Annotated in this window: 18 protein-coding genes and 1 riboswitch; of the genes, 12 read left to right on the top strand and 6 right to left on the bottom strand. The window is 40.5% G+C overall.

The annotated features are described in order from the left end of the window. Positions 1 to 90: 90 nt before the first annotated feature. On the bottom strand, positions 91 to 603 hold the full coding sequence (locus tag F9K23_11135) for a DUF2480 family protein (GenBank protein ID KAB2915393.1): 513 nt from the start codon (positions 601 to 603) through the stop codon (positions 91 to 93). A 110-nt stretch (positions 604 to 713) separates the two neighbouring features. Here F9K23_11135 and F9K23_11130 point away from each other — a divergent pair, with 110 nt between their 5' ends. Next, positions 714 to 1,721, top strand: a complete 1,008-nt coding sequence (locus F9K23_11130) for a hypothetical protein (GenBank protein ID KAB2915392.1) — start codon at positions 714 to 716, stop codon at positions 1,719 to 1,721. Here the strand turns inward: F9K23_11130 and F9K23_11125 are convergent. After that, the gene (locus F9K23_11125) at positions 1,718 to 2,323 is read right to left on the bottom strand and encodes a hypothetical protein (protein ID KAB2915391.1); all 606 of its coding nucleotides are present in this window, start codon (positions 2,321 to 2,323) and stop codon (positions 1,718 to 1,720) included. The genes F9K23_11130 and F9K23_11125 overlap by 4 nt on opposite strands. 123 nt (positions 2,324 to 2,446) lie before the next feature. Here F9K23_11125 and F9K23_11120 point away from each other — a divergent pair, with 123 nt between their 5' ends. Then, entirely contained in the window at positions 2,447 to 3,361 is a 915-nt protein-coding gene (locus F9K23_11120) for a ribonuclease Z (protein ID KAB2915390.1), read from the top strand. 1 nt (position 3,362) lies between these two features. On the opposite strand, the gene F9K23_11115 is transcribed toward F9K23_11120, so the two are convergent. Then, positions 3,363 to 4,226: a DUF2279 domain-containing protein gene (locus F9K23_11115; GenBank protein ID KAB2915389.1), complete on the bottom strand. Its 864-nt coding sequence runs from the start codon at positions 4,224 to 4,226 to the stop codon at positions 3,363 to 3,365. 74 nt (positions 4,227 to 4,300) lie between these two features. Then, positions 4,301 to 4,516: riboswitch (cobalamin riboswitch) on the top strand. A gap of 110 nt (positions 4,517 to 4,626) precedes the next feature. Between F9K23_11115 and F9K23_11110 the strand changes: the two genes are divergently transcribed. Together F9K23_11110 and F9K23_11105 are read left to right on the top strand one after the other, a co-directional pair. Continuing rightward, the gene (locus F9K23_11110) at positions 4,627 to 6,597 is read left to right on the top strand and encodes a TonB-dependent receptor plug domain-containing protein (GenBank protein ID KAB2915388.1); all 1,971 of its coding nucleotides are present in this window, start codon (positions 4,627 to 4,629) and stop codon (positions 6,595 to 6,597) included. 14 nt (positions 6,598 to 6,611) lie between these two features. After that, positions 6,612 to 7,661 (top strand): hypothetical protein, encoded by a 1,050-nt coding sequence (locus tag F9K23_11105; protein ID KAB2915387.1) that lies wholly within the window; start codon positions 6,612 to 6,614, stop codon positions 7,659 to 7,661. A gap of 119 nt (positions 7,662 to 7,780) precedes the next feature. On the opposite strand, the gene F9K23_11100 is transcribed toward F9K23_11105, so the two are convergent. Then, positions 7,781 to 8,164, bottom strand: a complete 384-nt coding sequence (locus tag F9K23_11100; protein ID KAB2915386.1) for a response regulator — start codon at positions 8,162 to 8,164, stop codon at positions 7,781 to 7,783. Then, positions 8,161 to 11,088 (bottom strand): PAS domain-containing protein, encoded by a 2,928-nt coding sequence (locus F9K23_11095; GenBank protein ID KAB2915385.1) that lies wholly within the window; start codon positions 11,086 to 11,088, stop codon positions 8,161 to 8,163. Before F9K23_11095 ends, F9K23_11100 begins: the two co-directional genes overlap by 4 nt. 196 nt (positions 11,089 to 11,284) lie before the next feature. Here F9K23_11095 and paaN point away from each other — a divergent pair, with 196 nt between their 5' ends. From paaN to lpdA, 8 genes are all read left to right on the top strand, one after another. Next, a complete protein-coding gene (gene paaN, locus F9K23_11090) occupies positions 11,285 to 12,949 on the top strand; it encodes a phenylacetic acid degradation protein PaaN (GenBank protein KAB2915384.1) in 1,665 nt (554 codons plus the stop codon). A 37-nt stretch (positions 12,950 to 12,986) separates the two neighbouring features. Continuing rightward, positions 12,987 to 13,958, top strand: coding sequence for a hypothetical protein (locus F9K23_11085; GenBank protein ID KAB2915383.1), 972 nt, complete (start codon positions 12,987 to 12,989; stop codon positions 13,956 to 13,958). Positions 13,959 to 14,136: 178 nt separating this feature from the next. After that, positions 14,137 to 14,796, top strand: coding sequence for a YceI family protein (locus tag F9K23_11080; GenBank protein KAB2915382.1), 660 nt, complete (start codon positions 14,137 to 14,139; stop codon positions 14,794 to 14,796). 194 nt (positions 14,797 to 14,990) lie between these two features. Next, complete coding sequence (locus F9K23_11075) at positions 14,991 to 15,530, top strand: hypothetical protein (protein ID KAB2915381.1); 540 nt, start codon at positions 14,991 to 14,993, stop codon at positions 15,528 to 15,530. Positions 15,531 to 15,606: 76 nt separating this feature from the next. Next, positions 15,607 to 16,407, top strand: coding sequence for a DUF3822 family protein (locus tag F9K23_11070; protein ID KAB2915380.1), 801 nt, complete (start codon positions 15,607 to 15,609; stop codon positions 16,405 to 16,407). After that, complete coding sequence (locus F9K23_11065; protein ID KAB2915462.1) at positions 16,404 to 16,943, top strand: methyltransferase; 540 nt, start codon at positions 16,404 to 16,406, stop codon at positions 16,941 to 16,943. Before F9K23_11070 ends, F9K23_11065 begins: the two co-directional genes overlap by 4 nt. Before the next feature lie 57 nt (positions 16,944 to 17,000). Beyond that, positions 17,001 to 17,459 carry a pantetheine-phosphate adenylyltransferase gene (gene coaD / locus F9K23_11060; protein KAB2915379.1) on the top strand — a complete coding sequence of 153 codons (459 nt, stop codon included), beginning with the start codon at positions 17,001 to 17,003 and terminating at the stop codon, positions 17,457 to 17,459. Positions 17,460 to 17,609: 150 nt separating this feature from the next. Next, on the top strand, positions 17,610 to 18,998 hold the full coding sequence (lpdA, locus tag F9K23_11055; protein ID KAB2915378.1) for a dihydrolipoyl dehydrogenase: 1,389 nt from the start codon (positions 17,610 to 17,612) through the stop codon (positions 18,996 to 18,998). 131 nt (positions 18,999 to 19,129) lie between these two features. On the opposite strand, the gene F9K23_11050 is transcribed toward lpdA, so the two are convergent. Then, a complete protein-coding gene (locus F9K23_11050; GenBank protein ID KAB2915377.1) occupies positions 19,130 to 20,116 on the bottom strand; it encodes a hypothetical protein in 987 nt (328 codons plus the stop codon). Between the last annotated feature and the right edge of the window lie 124 nt (positions 20,117 to 20,240).

The raw sequence follows: 20,240 nt of genomic DNA, 5'->3' as shown, positions 1-20,240 counted from the left end.
CTAACTATATATGGATTACGGATGGGGGCCGGGCGTTATGCCTGGCCTCTTTTCATTTAAAGGGTATAGAAAAGAAAGGTAAAGGCCGTTTTAGGCTTTCTTACGTTTAAATATGGGCACAGTACTGCATGGTTCGCCATACATAAGGCTTTTTACGTAAGGGGCAAGCATGCGGGTAATTTCAGTATATGCACCTGTAGGCACAGGTTTATCAAAACAACCTTTAATCACCACCATTTTATCTTCATACTCTTGGGGCGAAAGGTTTTGCAATGCCTTTAAAAACAAAGCATTTTCAAGCATCTCACTATTGCCAAATACAAAGAAATGGGCGTGTTGCTGTAAACGCTCAGCCACCAGCATATAAGCCCAAGTGGGGACTACTGCGTCCGCAGAACATATTATCGATACATTTTTGCCGTTGTATTGTTCCCAATCGTGGGTTTTTACCCATTCTCTAAAATCTTTTTCACGCAAAATCAGACCCATATACAGGCACTCCTTCATATCAAACACCACGCGCTCCCCGGGGTGGTAAAAATCCTCAAGGTTTATAGTTATAAGCGCACTTTGCGCCACACGGTTCACTATCTCGGTTTCCATATCAGTTTGTAAAATTAACAAATAAAGTGCCTAAATGTTGTGCAGGGCAATATGGCAGTTAATACTATCAAATTGTTATCTTGCGTTTTATTACGTTCAAATCAACGCCGATGCCCAATAGCCAGTACGCCGTTCAAAAAGCCTTTGTCCAGAAATTAAAAGAACTTGCCCCGGCAAACACCTCTTTAGCCGAAGAAATAGCAGAGTTGCTAAATGTGAGTGCTGATAGCGCATACCGCAGATTAAGGGGCGAAACTGCCATATCGTTAGATGAAGCAGTAGCACTGTGCAATCACTTCAAAATTCCGTTTAGTGCGTTTACCGAAACCTTAGCGGGTTTGGTTACTTTTCGTTACCGCCATTTGGATGAGAACGAAGAAAGTTTTTTCCAGTACTTGCAAAGCCTTGATCAAATATTGGATAAACTGTTGATGGCAAATGATAAACGCATTGTTTACGGTGCTGTAGATATATCTATTTTACAGCATTTGGGTTTTAGAGAGATTGGCAATTTTAAGATGTATTACTGGATGCGTGCATTGATGGGGGTAAAACGTATGCAGGATAAAAAGTTTGACCCCAGCCTTATCAGTGCTGAGATGCAGAAGGTGGCAAGCTCAATCCATAAGAAATACCTAAAAGTGCCCTCAACTGAGATATGGAGCGATGATATGCTTTTCCCTACATTGAAGCAGATAGAATACAGTTGGGAAAGCGGTTGGTTTGAGAACAGAGAATCGGCACTTGCAGTATGTGATAACCTGCGTGAAATGATATTTTCTACCCGCGATTGGGCAGCCCAAGGTAGCAAGTTGTTGAACGAGCCAAAAGAAGAACGTCCGCAAAACTATAAGTTATATTTTAGCGAACTGCTGATAGGCAATAATACAATTATGGCCTATTTAGACTCACTAAAGGCAGTATTTTTAAGTCACCACACGTTTAATAACATTAATACCACCGATGTGCGTTTTTGCGATGAAACCGAAGAGTGGCTTGAGAAACACATGCAGAAGTCAACTCTTATCAGTGGTACTGCCGAAAAGCAACGAGTGAAATTCTTTAACTTGTTAGAGAAAAATATTGATAAGGTAATAGAGAAAATAAAGGCTGATTAATTTAAGGTTACTTTATATTCCCTTTCGAGGGTTAGAAGATTAACCGAAAGCCCTACTCCAAATGCCGCTAAACTCCAGCCGGCTACTCTAAAATAGCGATTTCCGTTAAAGCCTCCGTCTTTTTTAATGCTTAGCAAAGGGGCCGCCAGCAATGCCGATGCTCCGCTAACTCCCATAACAATTGCAGATGCTTTGTTTAGAAAGCTTCTGACCGGAGAATTGTAATAAATAGCTCTGACATCAGCATAAGAAAATGATTCAATAACCGGTAGCGGCTTATCACTAAAAATGCCGTAGTGCATATAATTTACATACTGTGTGCCGTTACTATCCGTATAAATCAGTTCTCGGTCATAAACTTCCATCCAAATGCTATCATTATTACGTTTTAAATAAGTTCCGTCAAGCTTTTCGGGGCAACAAGGCAGGCAGTCTTTAGCCGATTTTGGGGTTAGGTGAAAACGCAAGTAGGCATGTTTGTATAAATATGTTTTTTTGCCTTTTCTTGTAATGACTAGTGCAGGGGTGTCTTTTTCAGTTTGACCGAAAGTAACACTACAAAAGGCCATCATAAAAAGTAACATTAGTAGTTTCAGTTTCATGCTATTATAATTAGCGGACATTAAAATAGATACAATACTTTATATACTTGAGTCTATTAAATATAAAACTTCGTTTGCAATGTCGTTACTTCGTAAGTAACTTTACAAAAATAGATACCGCCATTGTCGTTTGAAGTTACAATATTAGGGTGCAGTAGTGCTACTCCAACCGCCGACAGGCACCCGTCTGCTCAGCTGTTAAATATAAAAGGAAAATACGTTTTGATTGATTGTGGCGAGGCAACCCAAAACCAGTTACTCAAATACAGGCTTAGGCACAGCAAAATCAATCATATATTTATTAGTCACCTACATGGCGACCATTATTTGGGCTTAGTGGGGTTGCTGGCAACTATTAATTTTCAGGGCAGGGAAAACGAACTGCACATATACGGCCCCGAACCATTGGAGGCCATTATCAACGACCATTTTAAGTACTCGCACACTGTATTAAGGTTTCCATTGTATTTTCATACGGTGCATGACGATGAAAGCCGTGTGCTGGAAGAAAATAGTACTTTTAGGGTGAAATCAATAGTGTTGCAGCACAGGCTGCCCACTACAGGTTTTTTGTTTGAAGAGATAAATCCTTACCGTAAAATAAATAATGCAGCCTGCGAACTGCACGAAGTGCCTTATGCATATTACGAAGACTTAAAACGCGGATTGGATTACAGAGACGACTTGGGAAATGTTATTGAAAACAGGTTGTTGACCTTTGAACCCAAAGCTCCCCGTAAGTATGCGTATTGCTCTGATACCCGCTATTATGAGCCGGTGCTTGAACATATAGCCGGTGCTGATATGCTGTACCACGAAAGTACTTTTATGCACGATTTGGTAGAAAGGGCCAAAGAAACCCTTCACAGTACTGCTTTTGAGGCGGCCACCATCGCTCAAAAGGCACAGGTGGGTAAGCTGTTATTAGGCCATTTTTCAGCGAGGTACAAAGACTTAACTCCTTTGTTAGAAGAGGCGCGGGCAGTTTTTGAAAATTCTTTTCTTGCCATCGAAGGGCAAAAATTTGTGATAGACTAATTTACCAGTACAACCAGTAAAATTTAATTCCACGCTCGCTAAACTCTAGTGCAGGAAAGGGCATTTTAAAAATATTGAGGCCGTAAAATACCCGCTGCAATACCTTGTTTTTTATTAACGGAGTAAAATTAATATCAAACGATAAATACCATTGCCTGTAGCGGGCAATGTTGCTGTAATCATGCGTTACGCCTTGTTTATCTGTCCACACATTATCGTGCCCGCCATACATATCTTCTCCACTATAACCAATACTTAATAATAGCCAATTGGGTAATATTTTTCGGCCTGCAATGGCATTCACATCAATTGTTAGCCAATACGTTTGCCCGTTGTAATCTTTTAATGAGTTTTGCACGTAGCCTGTTCCAAACATATCAGGTCGTATAAGAGCCAATGCGGTAGTGTGGTAGCTGTATTTGGCAATTGCAACAGCTTTGCCAAAACCGCTTAACTGCACATAGGCAAACAAACTGCCCAGTACATTGGCAATCACATCACCCCAAGAGAAGCCCCATGCAGCTGAGAAGCCGTCCATCACCTCAACGGGCATTAAAATAAACACGCTCACCCAAAAGCTATACAGTGCAGATTGCTTTACATCATATCCCGCCCAGCAAAAAATATAGGCCGGCATTAGTGCCCATTGAAAATGTACTACAAAATGACCCACTTTATCCATTTGCAGCCACTCGCCCATATCATCAAAGAAATGGAACCCTGTATTTGTTCCCTCGCTATACCATAACCAGTATAAAAAGAACACATATATAGGGTACATAATACCCAATGTGATAAGAAACCCCCTTGCCTTTTTAGGGTCGTGCAGCGGGTTAGGCTTCAGGTAACTTTCGGGTAGTAACATGCTTCAATAATACAGCATTTGCGGCTATTAGCAGCATTATTAGTGTGTTGCTTGCACATTTCAAAAAATAACTATATTTGCCGCGTATTACAGGTTCTAGCACATCTATATGTGCCAAGATGAAAAGGGAACCACGTGTAAATCGTGGACAGTACCCGCTGCTGTAAATTTCAAAGACAACCCTGTTGTCACCTTTTTGCCCCCTTTTGCCACTGTTGGCTAATGCCAACGGGAAGGCTGCAAAAAGCGAGAAATGAGTCAGAAGACCTGCCTGAAATGCTTTAAAAGGATTCACGCCTTCGGGAATAAGGGCAGGGGTTCAGTAGTACAATAGTTTCCAAACACATAAAAAACGTTCGGTTACCCGTGCTGGCTGTATTCTGCATATCCCGCAGGTATAATGTGCTTTACATTGGACCTAAAAAAACTGATTGTTTCGGTAGCGTGTTTGGTTGCCGCCTATAATGTGCAGGCGCAAAAAGATACTTTGTATGAAGTGGGAGCTGCCGAAGTGGTGGCCTACCGCGAAAAGGTATTTAGTGCGGGTACATACAGTTGGAAGCCTGATACAACCCTGCTAAAGCAATACACGCCTAATACGCTTGCCGATGTAATGGGGCAAACAGGGATGTTTGTCCGCACATACTCACCCGGAACTCTAGCAACTCCTATTATGAGGGGCACTTATGGCGTGCAAACGGCCATTGTTTGGAATGGCTTTAACATACAAAGCCCCATGAACCAACTGGCCGATATGAACCTGATACCGGCTTTTTTTATTGATGCGCTTGAGGTTGGGTACGGTAGTCAAAGCGCCTTATATGGCAGTGGTGCTATTGGCGGCACGGTAAGTTTTGGACAAACACCGATGGAGAAAAATGGGTTGCACGGCAAAGTAATGCTGGGTGTCGGTAGTTTCGAAAACTTTCAACAAGGTATAAAGTTCAGTTATAAAAATAAGTGGTACACAGGTCGTGTGCGTTATTTCAATCAAACGGCACAAAACACATATACCTATACAAACCCTACAAAAATTGGAAAACCCACTGATACCATGCGCAACGCGCAGTGGTGGAATAACGGGCAGGTGTTTGAAAACTATTTTGCAATTAGCAAGCATATAAAAGCGGGGTTACACCTATGGCACACCCAAGCGTATAGAGGAGTTGGGCGCACCATGATTCAAAACCAAAGCAGGGCATTTCAGAAAGATGATGTGTGGAGGTTGATGGGCGATGTGAAATACAGCAAACTGAGAGCCGAAGCCATTTTACGCTTTATGTGGTTTGATGAGCGCATACGCTATACCGATTCTGCGATAACCCCGATACTTGCAAGCGATAACCGCGCTGTGGGGGTGGTGCTTGAGGGAGAATTCAGGTATAAGATTAGCAATCGCCACGATGTGAGCGTAGGGCTTAATAATAGCAACTCTAAATCATCGGCAGTTGATTATGGTAAACCATCGCCTGTACAATACAAAGGAGCTTTATTCGTATCACACCGTTACCGCAGTTTGGGGAACAAACTAATCACTTCACTTACTTTGAGGCAAGAGTGGGTGAGTTTACGCAACACACAGGAATTGCCTATGGTATCGCTTCAATCTGCACAAAAACTAAAGGTGTTGCCTTTTGTGCCCTCTATCGGCGCCGAGTGGAATGTGTTCGGGCCACTGTATTGGCAGGCTAAAGCTTCACGTTTGTACCGCTATCCTAATTTTAATGATTTGTATTGGAATCCCGGTGGTAATCCTAATCTGAATCCTGAAAACGGATATAGTATTGAAAGTAGAGTGGCTTATAAAAACCGTTGGGGAAAAGTGCAGACAAATGCCTCTGCTGGCGGATACTATAATGACATTACCGATTGGATAATATGGTTGCAGGGAGTAGGGGGGATATGGACGCCGCAAAATATCCAACGGGTAAAATCGCGTGGGATTGAAACACAAGCAGAAGTTAGCATTCGGCTGAATGATAAAAGCTATGTGAGGGCTGATGCTCGCTATTCGTACACCATTAGCACCAACGAGAAAAAGAAAAGCCAGTTTGATGATAGTTATAAAAAGCAATTGCAATATGTGCCCTATCACATGGCAGTATGCAATGTGGCCGGCGGGTATAAACGCTGGTATATAAACATTAACGGGCAATACACGGGCAGGCAATTTGTAACCTCTGATAACACTGCATGGTTGCCCGCATTTTACACTTTAAATATAATGGTAAGCTGGGCGCACAAGATAAAAGCACTTGATATGGAAGTGCTATTGCAGGCACGCAACCTGCTTAATAAAGAATATGCTGTGGTGCAATGGGTGCCAATGCCCGGTCGCAATTATTTACTAACTGTTCAATTAAACTTTTAATCCAAACAATAAAAATGAAAAATCTGAAAAAAATCACAAACCTGAGCCTTGTAATAGCAATGGCTGCAATGGTGTTGTTTTTAAATTCTTGTAAAGAAGATGATGATACCAAACCCGGTACATCAACCCCCGCAAGCTACCAAGGTGTTTTTGTAATAAACGAAGGTGGTTTCTTAAAAGGCAATTCAAGCGTTGATTTTTATAACCCTACTAGCGGTGAACTAAGCGACGATTTGTTTGCAAAGAAAAACAGCCGTCCCTTGGGCGATATTTTGCAATCAATGACTAAAGTGGGTAACAAATTCTACCTGATTGTAAATAACTCACAAAAAATTGAAGTAGTAAATGCTGAAACTTTTGCCTCTACAGCTACTATCAACAACATGGGATCACCCCGCTTTTTGCTGCCTTTATCATCATCAGGCAACAAAAAGGCTTACGTAACCGATTTGTTTGGCGGTGTGATACACATTGTTGACCTTGACGCAGCTACTAAAACCGGCAGCATTACATTGCCCGGTTGGAGCGAACACATGGTTGAAGTTGGAACAGATGTTTATGTAAACAACTGGAGCAACAAAATGGTGTATGAAATTAATTCAACCAACAACACTGTTGCTGATAGCATTACCTTGACCGGTGCACCAAACGGTTTGGTGAAAGATAAAAACGGCAAACTTTGGGTACTTGTTGATTCAGTTGGTACTACCCAAGCACGTTTTATTCGTGTTAATCCTTCTAATAACAGCGTTGAAGCTACCGTGTTATTCCCCGCAGGTCAATCGGCCAGCAAATTGGCAATTAACGGCAGCGGCGATAAGCTGTATTATACCAGCAGCACCGGTGTGTACGAAATGGATATTACTGCAAGCACTTTGCCTGCTACAGCTAAAAAAGCCGGTTATTTTTACGGTTTAGGTGTTGACCCTAAAGACGGTTCAGTATATGTTACTGATGCGCTTGATTTTAACCAAAAAGGAATTGTTTACCGCTTGAAAACAGACGGAACTGAAAGCAATTTTAAAGTGGGTATAGTACCCGGTGGTTTCTTCTTTAATTATTAAAAAGAATTGTGGGGTCATTCCCGCGTGTTAGTTAATAAAAAATGGCCGCTATTGCGGCCATTTTTTTTTGTTTTAAGGAATATTGTTAGCGTTTAGCTTATGCTATAAAGGTCGATTGATTAATGAACGATTATTCGTTGTAAATCAGTAGTGGTTATCGGTTTTACGATGTAGTCTTTAACATCACTGTAAGTTTTAGCTTTTTCCATATCGTTAGGGTCAATAGAAGAGCTAATCATGTAAATGGTAACAGGTTTTCCTAACGTAGGTTTTACTTTTGAAAACCCCTCTAAAAATTGCCAGCCGTCCATTACGGGCATATTGATATCCAATAATATAGTATCGGGTATCACATTGCCTGATGAAGAAAGATGGTTTAAAGCTTTTAAGCCGTTTTCAAATACAAGTATATCAGTACAGAGATTATTACGGGTGAGAATTCGCTTGACACCCATTACAAATACTTCATCGTCGTCAACAATACAAGTTGTTAAAGTATTCATTGCAGGGATATTTTAAAGGTTGTTCCAATATTAACTTCACTTTCCACTTCAATTTTTCCGCCCATCGCCTCTACTTGGTTTTTGGTTATAAATAATCCAATCCCCTTAGCATCGCTGTTTCCATGAAAAGTTTTATACATGCCAAATAGTTTCTCTCCGTGTTTTTTCATATCAATACCTAAGCCATTATCAGCAATTTGCAAAACTTTTTTGCCATCTGCAACAATAATGTCAAGTGTTACTATAGCTGGCCTGTCAGGGTGACGGTACTTTATACCGTTTGTCAGAAAATTCAGTAAAACACTTTCCATATAAGCAGCATTAAAATCAACTTCAACATCGGCAGGAACGTTGTTTACAATTTTAGCTCCTTTTAATTCAATCTCACCACTAAGCACCTCAATAGTTTTATCAATATAGTGTTTAAGGTTTAATTTTTCCCGTTGCTTATTAATGTTGGTTTGTATGCTTACTACTTCGTTCAGGTTTTTAATAGCTTCGGCAAGAGTCAGAGTAATGCTTTTAAGATGGTCTACCATCTCTTCTTTTTCTTCGGGTGTTTCAGAGTCGTCATACAACCCTAGCACCATTTGCATGTTGCCCGTGTGAGATCTTAAATTGTGTGATACAATGTGGGCAAAGTTCAACAGGCGTTTATTTTGTTCGCCAATTATATCTAGCGAAGAGTTTAGTGCCTCTTCTTTTTCTTTTTGCTTAGTGATATCTGTAGCAATACCTAAAAAGCCTACCAATTGGCCTTGACGGTTTCTTAATCCGGTTACAACTAATTGTACAGGGAATGTGCCGCCGTCTTTTCGCACATACGTCCATTCCCTCGATTCATGCTTGCCTTGTTTGGCATACTCAACAAACACATCGAAGCCTCTTATTTCACGTCCGAAAAGCTCAGTAAGTTCATCCCCCCGCTTTTCAACTTCTTCTCTTACATGAATAATGGCAGGAGAATTTACATTCACCATCTCTTCAGCTTTGTAGCCTAGCAGGGTTTCGGCACCTTTACTGAAATAGGTAATGGTGCCTTTCAGGTCGGTGCTTATGGTTGATACCTGACTTCCTGAATCAAAAAGTGCCGTAAGCTGTTGGTTAACGCGTAAAAGCTCTTCTTCATCCTTTTTCCGCTGGGTGATATCATCAATCTGTGATACAAAATGAGCGGGATTTCCTTCAATATCCTTAACCAACGACACAATTAACATCACCCACACAATGCCGCCGTTTTTGTGCAGGTAGCGTTTTTCCATGTTATAATGGTCTATCTCGCCTTTTAGCAGTCGGTTTAATTTTTCAAGATCACTGTCAAGGTCATCGGGGTGGGTGATATCTTGAAAAGTTAATTTCAGTAGTTCATCCTCAGTATATCCTAAAATGGTGCATAGCTGCCTGTTTATACGCAGCCATTTTCCCTCCAGCGACACCAATGCCATACCAATAGCAGAATATTCAAAGGCACCTTTAAATTGTTCGTCGCTTAATCGCAGTTCTTTTTGGGCAAGTGTTTTTTCAGTAACATCATGAATTGTGCCTATCATACGTTGTGGAGCACCGTTTGCATCACGATACACCTCACCCAACGCATCTATATATACAATGTCACCGTTTTTCTTAATTATCCTGAAATTTATATTGTATGGTTTAGTTCCATCAAGTGCATCAGCCACCGCTTTCAAAACCCGCTCCTCGTCATCAGGGTGTAATGCGCTTAAGAATAAACTATAGTTGGCAACAACTTCACCGGGTTCATAGCCAAAAATCCTGTACTGCTCATCGCTCCAAAACTCTTTTCCGGTTATTATATCCCAGTCCCAGCTTCCTAATTTGGCAATTTCCTGCGCCTTCAATAAGCTTTGTTTGCCTTCTTGGATAATCTTATCAGATACTCTTTGGTCGGTTACATCAAAATTAATCCCTGTAAGCTTTACCACCTTACCGTTTTTATTTCTCTGCGATACAGCACGGGCTCTTATAAACCTCACTGTGCCATCAGGCCAAAGTATTCTGAATTCATTGTTTATTTCAGATTTTCCATGCAAAGTTTGTCGCAATTCCCTTACCACCATCGATAAGTCTTCAGGATGTATGGTTCTAAACCAGGCTTTTAATAGACCCTTTAAATCTTCAGTGTGAATGTTGTACATCTTGTACATTTCATCGTCCCATATCAAGGCGTCATTTTTTACATCATACTCCCAAACTCCAATTTTCGCTGCACCGGTGGCCATAAAAAGCCTGTCGGTGGTTTGGGTAAGTAAATCATTAGCGATATTTAGTTTTCGTATGGTAGGTAATACTATAACAATAAAACTTAATATGATGATGATAAGTGATGCTGTAGATAGTATAATGAGAAGGTTTCGGGTGGTGCGCCGTGTGGTTATATATTCCGATTCCTGCGTAGCCACAACGTCTTCCATTTTCAGTAAATACGGGATGTCGTATTTACGCATTGTGTCTATTGAAGAATTTGCTGTTGCGGTATCTTGATTTACGGCAAGCAGTTTTGCCGCATTAACAATTCCCCAGAGTTCAGTTGTAGTGCTTTCAATTTTCTGTTTAACTGCCGGGCTTGGTTTTACGGTTATCCCATAATCCCCGTTTCCAAGCAGCAAGGCATCGTGTGCTCTTACAAACTGGTCGCAGAACTTAATAGTAGAATCAAGGAAGTGTTCTTGTGCTTTTCCGTCTTCACGTATTTGGGTGGCAATATTATAAGTAAGTTTAGAGATTCGCTGGCTAAGCATCCGTTGTCTTCCTGATATATTAATCATAGTAGCCGACTCATTATTGACTTGGTAACTATAATGGATGATGGGAAGATTAGTTATCAGGATAATTATTATTATACCTAAAAATACGAGGTACTTGTTTCTCAACGACCTCGCGGTATTTACAAATTCATGCGTCATTTTGACTTCAGGGAGTTAGCTAAAAATTACCGTGTTTACAAGTTAACTCAAAATTTTACAATAAAACGTAAAAATTTTAAAAAAAAATACCAAATGGTGGTGGCCAAATTGTGTAAAAGCCTATTGCAAAGCGTAATGAAACACATTTATAACAATGCACAAAAGGCGTTATCTTTGCACAAATTTTTAAAAGAATATGAACCAAGCAGCTTCATTGTTTGAAAAGCACAAGCCTACGCTTGATGCAGCCATAAAAGCCATTAGCGAACGTAATTATTATACCCCTTACCCCGAGAACCCCAAAGCCTATGCTGAGGATGGTGATGCAAACGGCAAGAGCTATTTTCAGAAACTGTTGAATACCGGATTTAATGAATTGCTGCAAACCGGTGAAGTAGCTCACATAGGTGAAGAAGTTTCTCCGTTTTTGCAATTGGGCTTAGGAATTACCTATCCTGCGTTTTCGCCAGAGCAATTGATGAGCAATGCTAAAACTGCTCAAAAGCAATGGAGCAAAACCAGTGTTGAGGAACGTACCGGTGTTTTGATAGAAACTCTTGAACAAATAATCCCTCGCTTTTTTGATATTGCTTATGCCACCATGCACACCACCGGACAAGGTTTTGTGATGTCGTTTCAGGCCAGCGGTCCACATGCAAACGACAGGGCACTTGAAGCTATTACCATGGGCTATATGGAACTTACCCGTTTTCCACAAGAAGTGATGTGGGTTAAAAACATGGGCAAGTTTGATATCAATATTCGTAAAAACTGGAAAGCCGTACCAAAAGGTATCAGCTTGGTAATAGGCTGTTCTACTTTCCCTACTTGGAACACCGTACCCGGTTTGTATGCCAGTTTAATTACCGGTAATACTGTGATAGTGAAACCTCACCCTAAAGCAATATTACCTATTGCCATTGTGGTGGGAGAAATTCAAAAAGTATTGAAGGCTAACGGTTTTGACCCTAATATAGTTCAGTTGGCGGTAGATACCGTTACACAACCTATTACTAAGCAATTGGCCGAGGATAAGGATGTGAAACTGGTTGATTTTACCGGAAGCTCAAGCTTTGGTAACTATGTAGAAAACCTTAGCGGTAAAGATGTATTTACTGAAAAAGCAGGAGTAAACTCGGTAATACTTGATTCTGCGGCTGATATTAATGCGGTGATGCAAAACATTGCGTTTTCAGTATCGCTGTATTCAAAACAAATGTGTACTGCACCACAAAATATCTTTATATCAAAAGACGGTATTAAAACCCCCGATGGAGTTGTGGCGTATGACGATGCTGTGAATATGCTTGCAGAAGCAATCAAAGGCATTGTAAACCATCCTAAAATGGGTGCCTTTACCTTGGGTGGTATCCAAGCCGATGCTACCATACAACGTGTGCAAGCAGCTGCCGGTGCCGGTGGTCGCATGGTGCTTGCCAGCGTGCAGGTTGCCAACCCTGAGTTTGAGAATGCCCGTACTGCCAGCCCAAGTTTGATTGAGGTAGGAGTGGAGCAAAAAGACCTTTACCTAACAGAATGCTTTGGGCCGGTTGTGTTTGTTATTAAAACCGATAGCTCAGCACACTCGTTGCAGTTGGTAAAAGAGTCAGCAGAAGCTCACGGTGCCATTACCTGCTTGGCTTATACAACCGATGCTGCTGCACAAGCTACTATTGAAGATGAAATGAACAGCGTGTTTACCCCGGTTTCATTCAACTTCACAGGTGCAATATTTGTAAACCAGCATGCTGCATTTTCTGATTTTCACGTTACGGGCGGTAACCCCGCGGGTAATGCCAGTTTCACCAACCCTGAATATATTAACAAACGTTTTGTTTGGGTGGGGAACCGTTTTGCATAAATAGCCGTCTACTTAGGTTAAGTACATAAACTGAATTATGAAAAAAATTATCATGTTTGCTTTTGCCGGGCTTCTTTTAGCTGCGGCATCTTGTAAGAAAGATGAGAACAACGGAAACAACAACGGCGGTTCAAGTCAAAACTGTAAGCTAAAGTCTATCAAAGAAGAGATTGCAGTTACCGGCAGCCCTCTTAGCTATGGTGGGTTTGTATTGTATTACAACGATGATAAAATTGTAAAGGCCAACTTTATAGATTCTGTTACCGGTAATGAAGATACAACCAGCTATGCTTTATTATCTTATAATGGCCGTAACCTTACTGATGTAAAGCTTTACCAAAAAGGGGCTTTGACCATCAATTTTAGCAATGCCTTCAATTCAGCAAATAAGATAACTCAACGTGATTATAGTATCAACTCTCCTTTCGGTTTGGTGGATATTAACCAAAAGTATTTTTACGATGCAAACGGAAGGGTTTCATATACGGTGCGCACCACAACTATTGATAACTTTCCCGGTGTAGGTAAAGTAGTTTCAAAAGACAGCGGTATATTCTTAAATTATAATTCAAAAGGACGCCCTGCCGGATTGATTACTTACAGGTCTTCTGAAACCTCAATGGGTACTCAACCCTACTCATTACAAGATGAGTATAGCTACGAGTACGATGGTAACGGTAACCGTACTAAAGAATCTTCAAAATCAGATGTTTCTGAGCCGTTTAAAGTTTCGTTTACTGCGGTGTTTGATTTGAGCAAAACTGCGGGTGATGCCGATGCTGCTTACAAGCTGATTACTAAGCTGGTACCTGATGAGTGGAGTGACCCCAACATTGACTCTAAAGACATTGATGTGAATTTGAAAACCAGTCACACCGATGTAACCGATACAGGTAATGAAACAATTACTACCACTTATACGTTTAATACACGTAATAGCCCAGCTACTTCAAAAGAAATCAGCCCCACAGAAACAACCAACACCACTTATACTTACGAGTGTAAATAGTTGTTTAGGCGATAAATAACGGAAAAAGGGCAGTTTTTAGCTGCCCTTTTTTCGTTATTAAGAATGAGTCTAAATTTAAAGTCCTGTTAAACAGTTGTTTATACAAATGTTAAAGAAATCACTTTGATGTTTAAACATTGATTTATAGCTTTGTACTAATAATTACACTAAAAACAATATGAAAAAAGTATTTGTAGTACTATTTGCAGCAGCGTCTTTGGCGGCTTGCAAGCAAAACACTAAAACCTCAAACGAAGCCGGACAAGTAGCTCAAGCATCTGATTCAGCAGCCACTTATACCGTTGATGCAACTGCCAGCACATTGGGTTGGAGCGGTTCAAAAGTTGTTTCAGGTTCACACACCGGAACTATCAATATCCAAACCGGTATTCTTTCGTTTGAAAACGGCGAACTAAAATCAGGTAACTTTACTGTTGATATGAAAACTATCAAAAACACCGACATTACTGATGCAGCTGAGAACGCTAAATTGGTAGGTCACCTTGCAAGCCCTGATTTCTTCAACGTTGATAGTTTTCCTACTGCTACATTCGAAATCACTAAAGTTGAGAAATTGGCTGCTGCTGATGCAAACGGTAATACCCACAGCGTAAGCGGTAACCTTTCAATCAAAAATAACACCCGTGAAATTACTTTCCCTGCTAAAATTACAACTGCCGACGGTTCAGTAACTGCTACTGCAAAAACTGAAATCAACCGTTTGGAGTGGAACGTAATGTGGGGTAACGAAAAAGACACTAAAGCCCGTGCCTTTTTGAAAGAAAACTTCCTTAGCAACATAATTGGTATCAATATCAATCTTGTAGCTAAAAAGTAATTACAACAGACCAGATACTTTGTATATATAACCCGCATGGCGTATGCTATGCGGGTTTTTTATTAATGATTAATTCAAACCTGTAAGGCAGAAAAATCGTTCAGTAAAAAAAGTGTGCGTATAAGTGCAGTTTTAAGATGCATTTTACACGCCATACAAGTAAAAGTAGTATTATTGCACCAAATCAAGAAAGTATGACTAACAACATAGTTAAAGCAGTATTAGCTATTCTTTGTGTTATAGTGGGTTATTTGTGTTATGACTCTATTGCATCAACACTGCGCATGCAAAATCAAATAGCGTATGTTGAGGGTAAAATTATTCAACGTTTAACTGAAATTAAAGAGGCTCAGTTTGCTTATAAAGATGCTTACGGAGTATTTGCTAACAGCTTTGATAGTCTTGAGTACGGTCTTAAAAACGGAAAAATTGTTGAGTTGAAACAGGTGGGTGAATTGACCGAAGCGAACCAAACCGTTGTGATAGATACAATGTTTGTAACTATTGCTGATAAGCTGAAAGACAAAATAGCTAATTTCGACTCATTGCGTTTTGTGCCTTGCTCAGATAAAGTTGAATTTAAAATCGGATCAGGTACAGTAAACCGTAACGGTGTTACCCTTCAAGTATTTGAAGTGATTGACCCTAAACCGGTAAATAAAAAGCGTGCTCTTAAAGTAGGTTCTTTAAGCGATGCTATTTACACAGGTAACTGGGAGAAACAAGAAAACTAAGAACGTCTATACAAAGGCGGTAACGATATAAAGCCCTGAAAAGGGCTTTTTTAGTATATTGCCATATAAACAACCTATGCAGGTATTTCATACATCCGAGGATTACAACAGCCAGTTATCAGCCCAAAACCATTTGGTAGTGGCACTAAACGATAATGCCTGTGCTTTTGCAGTGCATAATGCTGCCGGAGCTTTGCAGCTGTTGGGGCATTTCGGTTTTTATGTGCCGCTTAAGGAAGATGAAAGTGCTTTTTTTGATTTTGTTCGTTCACAAGAAAGCCTGAAGCAAAAATATAAAACCACCACCGTGGTGTTGCAAGGGCACAAGTGCAGTTTGGTGCCTGCACCCATGTACGATGAGCTTTATACCGATTCGTACCTGCGCCACATGCACACCCTTGATAAGGATGAAGTAGCAAAAGCAGTATCACTGCTTGATGAAAGCGTGAAGCTGGTTTTTGGGGTAAAAGAGTATTTGTTTTATCCTGCACGCTCAAAGTACTATGAAGCCATAGTTGAGCCCAGAGCCGCTCATTATTTGCGTAAATCGGTACGTTATTACCCAAACAGGCTGAATGTGTTTGTTGAGAAAGACCGTATTTATTTGGTACATGCCAACAATACCCAGCCGGTTTTCTTTAACAGTTTCCCTAACACGGGAATTGACGAGGCTACTTACTTTATTCTTAACTATTACCAAACGTTTGGTATTAGCCACCAAAGTTTGCCTTTATTGTTGCACGGCAATGCGCCCCAGCAATTAGCTGATGTGCTGGCAACGTATGCAGGTAGGGCAGAGGTTTTACCAACAAAAGGTAAAAGCATAGATATACCCGAAGATTTTGAGTTTGACTTTCTGATTGATTTTTGCCATTGAGGATAATAGGCGGACAACACGCAGGCTACATTATCAGGCCACCCAAAAACATACAGGCAAGGCCCACAACCGATATTGCCAAAGAAGCCCTTTTTAATATTTTAAACAACCGCCTTGATTTTGAAGGTGCAAAAGTGCTTGATTTGTTTGCAGGTGCAGGCAATATAAGCCTTGAGTTTTCATCTCGCGGGGCGCAAGAGGTGGTTGCTGTTGATAGCAGCACGGTTACTCTCTCATTTTTAAAGCAGGTGAAAAAAGAGCTTTCGCTGGATTGTTTGTTACCCTTAAAAGGTGATGCCTACAAATACTTGCAAAATGCAGCTGCAAAGTACGATGTGATTTTTGCCGACCCTCCTTATGCCATGCAAAACATCAATACAATCCCTCAATTGGTGTTTGAGCGGCAACTGCTACACCAAGACGGGTTATTGATTATAGAGCACAATAGTAATGTGAGACTTCCGCATGACTGTTTGGTTGAAACCCGGAAATATGGGCAATCGGCGTTTAGCTTTTATGCCAATCAGCCGCATTAGTGTTATTTATACGTAAAAAGTGTTTTCTTTGAACCCCCCGATATAATTATACCGATTATGAAACGAGCAATATTCCCCGGTACTTTTGACCCCATTACCATAGGCCACGTAGAAATTATTAACCGTGCCTTGCCTCTTTTTGATGAAATTATTATTGCTATTGGCCGTAATACGGATAAGAAGCACCTTTTTGATATGGATAAAAGGATTGGTTGGATAAAAGAAATTTTTAAGGATGAGCCTAAAGTTACTGCCGACCACTATAATGGGTTGACGGTTGACTTTTGTAAGTTTAAAGAAGCTAAATACATTTTGCGCGGATTGCGCTCAGTAACGGATTACGATTACGAATACCAGATTGCCCAGATAAACAAAAGCCTTTGGCCTGAGTTGGAGACTGTGTTTTTGCTTTCGATGCCTGAAAACACAGCCATAAGTTCAAAAATGGTGCGTGATGTGATATTATACGGCGGTGATTACAAGCGCTTTGTGCCTGATGCGGTACGTATAGGCTAATAGTATTTATTTAATAATAATAGTGCAGCCCAAGCATGAAACAGTTTCATGCTTGGGCTGTTTTTATATCAAACATGGGGCATTGATATACATCAATGCCATATCAATTAAAATGCGTTATTTTGCACCGCTTTTAAACAACTTTTGAATATGAATTTTGACGTAATAGTAATAGGAAGCGGCCCCGGTGGGTACGTTGCAGCCATTCGTGCAGCACAGTTGGGTATGAACGTTGCCATTGTTGAGAAATCTGAAATTGGCGGTGTATGTCTTAACTGGGGTTGTATCCCTACCAAAGCCCTGTTGAAATCAGCACAAGTGTTTGAATACATTAAACACGCATCTGATTATGGTATTACCGTTTCAGACTCAAAACCTGAGTTTGGCAATATTATCCAACGCTCTCGCGATGTTGCAAACGGTATGAGCAAGGGTATTTCTTTCTTAATGAAGAAAAACAAAATCACCGTTTTGGCAGGTTTTGGAAAATTAGCTTCAAAAGGCAGTGTTGAAGTAACTGCTGCTGATGGCAAAAAAGAACTTCACACAGCAAAGCATATTATACTTGCTACAGGTGCCCGCAGCCGCGAGTTGCCTAATGTGAAAATTGACGGTAAAAAGATTGTTGGTTACCACGATGCAATGGTATTGCCCCAACTACCAAAAAGCATGGTAGTAATAGGTAGCGGTGCTATTGGTTGTGAGTTTGCATACTTCTACAACGCTATGGGTACTAAAGTTACCATCGTTGAGTTTATGCCTAACATTTTACCAATTGAAGACGAAGAGGTATCTAAAACACTTGCTAAAGAATACAAGAAAAAAGGCATTGAAATAATGACCGAAAGCAGTGTTGAAGGTGTTGATACCAGCGGCGCAGGTTGCAAAGTAACCGTAAAAACTAAAACCGGTAATGTGCAATTGGAATGCGATGTGGTACTAAGTGCTGTAGGAATCCAAACCAACCTTGAAAACATCGGCCTTGAAACTGTTGGTGTAAAAACCGATAAAGGCAAAGTATTGGTAGATGATTTTTATAAAACCAACATTGATGGCGTATATGCTATCGGTGATATTGTAAAAGGCCCCGCTTTGGCACACGTAGCCAGCGCAGAAGGTATTATCTGTGTTGAGAAAATTGCAGGTGTACACGTTGAGCCTTTGGATTATAACAACATACCCGGTTGTACCTATTGCTGGCCCGAAGTTGCTTCAGTGGGTTATACCGAAAAAGCAGCTAAAGAAGCCGGATACGAAATTAAAGTGGGTAAATTCCCATTTTCAGCTTCAGGTAAGGCAAGTGCTGCCGGAGCTAAAGAAGGCTTTGTAAAAGTGATTTTTGATGCCAAATACGGCGAATGGTTGGGTGCGCACTTTATTGGTGCTAACGTAACCGAAATGATTGCTGAGGTTGTTGCTGCACGTAAACTGGAAACTACCGGCCACGAAATCATAAAATCAGTTCACCCTCACCCCACAATGAGCGAAGCCATTATGGAAGCTACTGCACAAGCCTACGGTGAGTGCATACACTTGTAATATTTATCTTTTAATAACAAATAACTGTAAATCCCCTGTTCACCAACAGGGGATTTTTTTGTTTTATAAGGCAATAAAAAAGCCCTTTGTTTCACAAACAAAGGGCTTTTGCATATATAACGGCTACGGTATTACTTATCGCAGCTGTTTAGTTGTTTAAAGTCTTTTTCTTGCAACAGCGATACATCATCACCGTTTTTAGCTTTGCCTTCCATGTAGTTCATTATTTTGCCGTCGGCAGCATTCACAATAAGCTTGTAGCAAAGTACATAGGTTCTTGGTTCGCTGGCAAATGGGTTTTGGTAGGTGCTGTAAGGTATCAAAACAACGTAGCACATAGCAGGGTCTTGTGTTTCAACAGCATTGTTTACAAGGCTAAGGTCTTTTTTCAAAACCTCAAACTTCTTTTCATAATACTCCTTAATGGTTTTCTTATCCGCTTTGGGCGATAACACATCAGGCTCAAGAAGCAATGTTTTATCCTTCAAATCTTTGCAATTAGCAATGGCTTTAGTCTCCATAAAATCAGGAAAAGTAGCTGTGGTTTTCTTTTCCATCATGTATTCAATATTTGCAGCAGCAGATTGGATGGTAAAAGTAAAATCAGGGGTAGTATTACATTGGTCGTTGCGAGATGATGAATAAGGCAACATTGTTTTGTAATCTATCGTTCCGCTTTTTTCAGCTCTAAACAAAATCAACGAGATAGCAGTACCGTCAAAACGGGTAATGTATTCTTCGCCGCCACCAACTTCTTTTGCTTGCAAAATCACATAATCCTTATCACGTGCCTCAATCAGTTTTTTTATTTCTTTAGGCGTTTTAAACTCAATGGTGGCATTCAGTTTCCAAAACTTGGGCATCAAGTTCTTCATGTTCTCATTGTATGATTTCACATACTTCTGATAATTCTCAACGCCCTTTGGGTAATCTTCTTTGTTTCTGGTAAACTTTGCTATAGCCCTGCCGTCTTCCTCAAGCAGTTCAACAGCTAGCTTACGTTTGCCTATGCTTGCATAATCAGTAGCCTTTGCGTCAAAATCAAAGCTAAATTTTTGTGCAATAGCCGCCGGCAATCCTACGGCTATAATTAAAAGTAACAGTATGGTTTTTTTCATCGCGTGAGGTTTAATAAAATTCAATACTCCTTAAGTGAAAGCAGTGTGTGCAATACTGCTTTCGGGGCAAATTAAGTACTTTTACCGTAAAATAAAAGATTACACAAACCATACCATCTTGTAT

It is taken from the genome of Bacteroidota bacterium (assembly GCA_008933805.1).
In the GTDB taxonomy this organism is placed as follows: Bacteria; Bacteroidota; Bacteroidia; order UBA8524; family UBA8524; genus SB11.
This window is presented reverse-complemented; position numbering and strand designations above follow the sequence as displayed.

What these genes read in the sequence shown, in the direction of transcription:
- F9K23_11050 (KAB2915377.1), bottom strand. Translation starts at nt 20,116, where the DNA reads ATGAAAAAAACCATACTGTTACTTTTAATTATAGCCGTAGGATTGCCG.
- F9K23_11100 (KAB2915386.1), bottom strand. Translation starts at nt 8,164, where the DNA reads ATGAATACTTTAACAACTTGTATTGTTGACGACGATGAAGTATTTGTA.
- lpdA (KAB2915378.1), top strand. Translation starts at nt 17,610, where the DNA reads ATGAATTTTGACGTAATAGTAATAGGAAGCGGCCCCGGTGGGTACGTT.
- F9K23_11080 (KAB2915382.1), top strand. Translation starts at nt 14,137, where the DNA reads ATGAAAAAAGTATTTGTAGTACTATTTGCAGCAGCGTCTTTGGCGGCT.
- F9K23_11070 (KAB2915380.1), top strand. Translation starts at nt 15,607, where the DNA reads ATGCAGGTATTTCATACATCCGAGGATTACAACAGCCAGTTATCAGCC.
- paaN (KAB2915384.1), top strand. Translation starts at nt 11,285, where the DNA reads ATGAACCAAGCAGCTTCATTGTTTGAAAAGCACAAGCCTACGCTTGAT.
- F9K23_11135 (KAB2915393.1), bottom strand. Translation starts at nt 603, where the DNA reads ATGGAAACCGAGATAGTGAACCGTGTGGCGCAAAGTGCGCTTATAACT.
- F9K23_11125 (KAB2915391.1), bottom strand. Translation starts at nt 2,323, where the DNA reads ATGAAACTGAAACTACTAATGTTACTTTTTATGATGGCCTTTTGTAGT.
- coaD (KAB2915379.1), top strand. Translation starts at nt 17,001, where the DNA reads ATGAAACGAGCAATATTCCCCGGTACTTTTGACCCCATTACCATAGGC.
- F9K23_11110 (KAB2915388.1), top strand. Translation starts at nt 4,627, where the DNA reads ATGTGCTTTACATTGGACCTAAAAAAACTGATTGTTTCGGTAGCGTGT.
- F9K23_11075 (KAB2915381.1), top strand. Translation starts at nt 14,991, where the DNA reads ATGACTAACAACATAGTTAAAGCAGTATTAGCTATTCTTTGTGTTATA.
- F9K23_11095 (KAB2915385.1), bottom strand. Translation starts at nt 11,088, where the DNA reads ATGACGCATGAATTTGTAAATACCGCGAGGTCGTTGAGAAACAAGTAC.
- F9K23_11105 (KAB2915387.1), top strand. Translation starts at nt 6,612, where the DNA reads ATGAAAAATCTGAAAAAAATCACAAACCTGAGCCTTGTAATAGCAATG.
- F9K23_11115 (KAB2915389.1), bottom strand. Translation starts at nt 4,226, where the DNA reads ATGTTACTACCCGAAAGTTACCTGAAGCCTAACCCGCTGCACGACCCT.
- F9K23_11130 (KAB2915392.1), top strand. Translation starts at nt 714, where the DNA reads ATGCCCAATAGCCAGTACGCCGTTCAAAAAGCCTTTGTCCAGAAATTA.
- F9K23_11085 (KAB2915383.1), top strand. Translation starts at nt 12,987, where the DNA reads ATGAAAAAAATTATCATGTTTGCTTTTGCCGGGCTTCTTTTAGCTGCG.